The sequence below is a fragment of the Nostoc sp. ChiQUE02 genome, assembly GCF_034531305.2.
Classification (GTDB): Bacteria; Cyanobacteriota; Cyanobacteriia; order Cyanobacteriales; family Nostocaceae; genus Nostoc.
Window position 1 is genome coordinate 1 of the sequence record NZ_JAVRBN020000109.1, and the last position, 5202, is coordinate 5202.

At 46.3% G+C, this 5202-nt stretch carries 2 protein-coding genes; both read left to right on the top strand.

Annotation, left to right across the window (positions count from 1 at the left end; translation table 11 throughout):
* Positions 1-322: 322 nt before the first annotated feature.
* Positions 323-4183, top strand: coding sequence for a PAS domain-containing protein (locus RM347_RS35485; protein WP_322720546.1), 3861 nt, complete (start codon positions 323-325; stop codon positions 4181-4183).
* Between the two features lie 534 nt (positions 4184-4717).
* A partial coding sequence (locus tag RM347_RS35490; RefSeq protein ID WP_428850677.1) for a type II toxin-antitoxin system ParD family antitoxin occupies positions 4718-5202 on the top strand: 485 nt, incomplete at its 3' end.

Sequence of the window (5202 nt, forward strand, 5' to 3'; positions counted from 1 at the left end):
TCTCCAGTAACAGTTAATACTAGAAATTTAGTAAGTTGTGACTATTTGAACTTCCCCCAACTGGAAAAAAATAATCCCCTATTATACTAAAAAATATTTATGCAAGAGTTCTAATAAGAGAGATGCCGTCAGAATGATAATTTGATAAAATCTCAATATAAAAATTTCTTGACCATTGCTGCCCTGTGCTTAGTTACAGTCTGCCAGTGAAAAGACATTTTCCTAACTCCTGTTCAAATGCCATGTGGATGACACCGTTTCTAACTAGAAGCACGTCACTGCGATTACGGTAACGTCCCTTTACTTTAAGAAATGGTTTCCTATGAGCGAAAACACGTCTGTTGGGAGTCTTTCTGAATCTGGTGTTTTAATAACCGATGAACTGTATCAGCGCCCTTGCAGACCGCTCAACCTGGAAGCCGAAGTTCAAATTTTTCGGGCATTAGCGCAACAGCTAACCCGCCCTCCGCAAGCAATTCTTAAGTATTTGGTGTCAGCAGCAGTTGATTTGTGTCAAGCCTCCTCAGCCGGGGTCAGTTTAATAGAAATCTTGCCGAATGGAGAAGAAGTATTCCGTTGGGTTGCCCTAGCAGGGGTTTATGAACCGTATGAGGGCGGCATCACCGATCGGGAACACAGTCCTTGTGGAGTCTGTTTGAGCCGAGGTTGTCCGCAACTGTATCACCACCCAGAGCGCTATTTTCCCCGCTTACAGCAAGCCGACCCTCCCATTGTCGAAGAGCTAGTGGTGCCGCTGTTGTTAGAGGGGCAAGCACTAGGCACAATTTGGATTGCATCACACTCCGGACAGCGGCAGTTTGATGGCGAAGATATGCGGATTCTGACAAGCCTTGCAGACTTTACCGCTGCGGCAATACATAGCAGTCGCCTTCGTCAAGCAGCTCTTGAGGCGCAACAGGCACTACGCCAAAGCCAAGCGCAGATGCAGACATTAGTTACAAATATGCCAGGGATGGTGTATCGCTATAGCCCTTGTGCTGATGGTGTATCGCGCTTTATCTTTGTTAATTCAGGTTGCCGTGACCTATTTGAAGTTGAGCCAGAAGCAGCATTACAGGACGCAGGCTCAATTTGGAGCCTGATTCATGCCGACGATCGCTTTTCCTTTCAAGCATCGCTTACGGCAGCCGTTGAAAACTTTCTCCCGTGGGACTGGCAAGGCAGAATTATTACCCCATCCGGGCAACTTAAGTGGATTCAGGGCAATTCGAGTGCAGTAAAAACAGATGATGGAGCAGTCTGGGATGGATTGCTAATTGACATTACCCAACGCAAACAGGCGGAACTGTTGCTGGTTGAGCAGAAGAAGCTGCTGGAGTTGGCTGCATCAGGACACCCACTCGATGAATGCCTTTCTTCTCTGTGTGCCTCAATGTCCAAGCTTAATCCTCGTGTTCGCGCTTGCATATTGCTGCCCAATGCTCAACGTTCGGCGTTTGAGAGCTTTATTACCCCGGACTTTGAGCCATCGTTTGGACAAGGACTCAAAGACGCACCCATTAATGAGCTGGCGATCGGCACCTGCGGCACAGCCGTGTATTGCGGTCAGCCTGTCACCTGCTCAGACATTGCCAAAGATGAGCGCTGGTCGCAAGAATGGCGAGATTTATGCGTAGCACATGGGATTTTGGGGTGCTATTCTACACCCGTGCTGGGTTTGGACGGTCAGCCTCTCGGATCTCTGATGCTTTGCTTTGGCGAAGCACGGATGCCGACCGATTGGGAATACCAACTAGCCGAGTTCGGTACGCATATCGCCAGTATCGTGTTCGAGCGCGATCGCTCAAACCTTGCTCTGCGAGAAAGTGAAGAACTTAAGCAACGCATTCTAGAGAGCAGCAACGACTGCATCAAAGTTCTAACGTTAGACGGGCGTTTCCTGTTTATGAATACAGGTGGAACCCATCTTTTTGAAATGGATGATCCAACGTCCTTATTAAACGCCCAGTGGCTGAGTTTCTGGGAAGGAGAAGACCAGAAGAACGCAATGGCAGCGATCGCCGCAGCTAAAGTCGGTGATGTTGGTCGATTTCAAGGCTATTGTCCCACAGCAAAGGGTACGCCGAAATGGTGGGATGTCGTTGTTACACCGATTCGAGATGCATCAGGACAAATCACACAACTGTTGTCAATCTCACGAGATATTACCGAAGTAAAACGCATTGAAACCCTTCGCCAGCAAGCTGAAATGAAGCTGAGGGAAGCGCACGTGCAATTAGAGTCCGCTTTAGTGGCTGGAGCCGTTTATACTTGGCGATGGAACATTCTTACTGATCGCGTCATTGTCAACACCGCCTTTGCTCACCTGTTTGCCATAGACCCTGTGGACGCAACCACGACTGGGCTACCAATTGAGTTTTTTATCAATGCCATGTACAAGGAGGATCGCCTCCTTGTTGTCGCTGCCATCAACCAGGTAATCGAAACAGGCGAAGAGTATGCCTCTGAGTATCGCGTTCGGACTGCCAGTGGTGAGGAGCGCTGGCTCAATGCACGAGGTCGAGCCGAGTATGATGCGGCAGGCAACCCCGTTTCTTTTCCTGGTGCATTGGTTGATATTACTGATCGCAAACTTGCCGAAGCATCCTTGCGGCAGCTTTCCGCCGAAATCGAGGAACAACTGCGAAAATTTGATGCGGTTGTGTCTTCTGTGCCGGATTTTATCTATACCTTTGATTTGTCAGGGCGGTTCACCTATGTCAACCAACCATTACTCGACCTTTGGCAGAAAACATTAGCTAAATCCGTTGGCAAGAACTTCTTTGAATTGGATTACCCGACAGAGTTAGCAGCTCGACTGCAACGACAGATTCAGGAGGTGATCACCACACGCCAACCGCTCAAAGATGAAACGCCATACACCAGCGCCTTTGGTACCAGAGCCTATGAGTATATTTTCGTGCCACTCTTTGACGTAGAGGGCGCGGTTTCAGCAGTGGCAGGAACAACCCGCGACATTACCGATCGCAAGCGCAGTGAAGCCGAACGAGAACAACTCCTGCAACGAGAACAAGCCGCACGCGAAACTGCCGAACGCGCAAATCAAATTAAAGATGAATTTTTGGCGGTACTGTCTCATGAGCTGCGATCGCCCCTTAACCCAATTTTGGGCTGGACAAGCTTACTTCGCAATGGCAGATTGGATGTGGCAAAAACTTCTTATGCACTGGAAACCATTGAGCGCAACGCCAAGCTACAGGTGCAATTAATTGAGGATTTGCTCGATATCTCTCGCATTCTACGCGGCAAACTGAGTTTAAATGTCATGCCCGTCGATCTAAGTGTAGTAATAAAAGCTGCCTTAGAAACCGTTCGATTAGCCACAGAAGCTAAGTCACTGCAAATTCAAATGAAACTTTCACAACAGGTTGTGACAATTAACGCAGATGCAGGGCGGTTGCAGCAGGTATTGTGGAATCTTTTATCAAATGCAGTCAAATTCACGCCGAATGGAGGCCAGATTACAGTTGCATTAACAATAGCTGAAAATCATGCCCAAATTCAAGTAAGCGATACTGGAAAAGGCATTAATCCTGACTTTCTGCCTTATATCTTTGAACATTTCCGGCAAGAAGACGGGGCAACGACCCGCAAATTTGGCGGTTTGGGGTTGGGATTGGCGATCGCGCGGCAAATTGTCGAACTGCATGGAGGCACGATTCAAGTCGAGAGTTCAGGCGAAGGACAGGGAGCAACATTTATTGTCAAGTTGCCATTGCCCAGAAATAAAAATTATGAGACAAGAGATGAACCGATTGCTGTATTGCCGACGCTTCAGGACTTACCGCTCTCAAATGTTCAGGTGCTTGTCGTTGATGATGACACAGACACTCGTGAGTTCATCGTCTTTGTTCTAGAACTGGCTGGAGCGATCGTTACCTCTGTGCCATCGGCGATTGCAGCATTAGAAGTCCTAGCCCAGTCGAAACTCGATGTACTGGTCAGTGACATTGGAATGCCAGAGATGGATGGTTATATGCTCATGCGACAAATTCGGGCAATGGAACAAGGTAAGCCAATTCCAGCAGTTGCCCTTACTGCATACGCTGGGGAAACTGATCGGCATCAGGCTCTACTAGCTGGATTTCAAAAGCATGTTTCTAAACCAATTGAGCCAGAGATGCTTGTGCAAACGATTATAAGTTTAATCGCTTGCGGATAGCACTCCTGATAAAGCAAAACGAGAATACACTAGAGTATTTAAAAAACTCAATCTGACAAGAACCTAATTTGCTCAACTTATGGCTACAGTGACAATCGCAATGGCAGACAAACTTGACTTAACCAAAATAATTCAAAGTTTTCAACTATAAGCTGCTGATGGGAGCATAGGCGAAAAGCTGAAGCCAACTCTATCGAAAGCGATCGCACCTATGCTTGTGGCTGCCAAAGAAACTGTAGATAAATAGTGGCAACGTAAAGATATAGAATATCAAGAAAAACCTAGAGTGGCAAAACTAGCTAGAGCAAAAACTTAAACGTAGTAAATTCGTTATTATTGAAAATTTTGGTTTACCTATTTACGCCTATTTCAATCATGAAAAATCTACTCTAGCAAGTTTTACCACTCTAGAGAAAAACTTACCCAGACACTATAAATTAGGTAATTAACTAAGTTTAACTTCTTAACAGACTGATGATTTGTGGCATAATATCATTAAAATGTCAATTTTTGCCACAGTTAGGAGAAAGTGACGTGGATCGTCAACGCACAACGCAAAACGTATCACTAACTCCTGATTTCAATGAATTTATTAGCTCGCTAGTCAACTCAGGAAAGTATAAATCAGCAAGCGAGGTCGTTCGCCAAGCCCTGCGACTACTTCAACAGCAGGTATCAAGCTCAAACCCTAAAAGGCAAGGTAATTCACAAGAGAGTGCAACAATTAACAGCGCTGTTAGCGATAAGCGCTTAAATATGTTTTCTGGCTCTGGTGAAATGAGGGAGCGTATACGTAATTTGGATTGGGCAAGTACATCTGTTGGCAGTGTAGAAACATGGCCACAAAGCTTGAGAGCAACGATACGTACTCTGCTGGGGTCACGGTATCCAATGATTTTACTTTGGGGGCAGGATCTAGTTCAAATTTATAATGATGCGTATACTAGTAGTCTGGCAAGCCAACTTTGCAGGGTGAGACAGATTTTTGATAAGCTATTTGAAGTGTGGCTGCGGGTAAC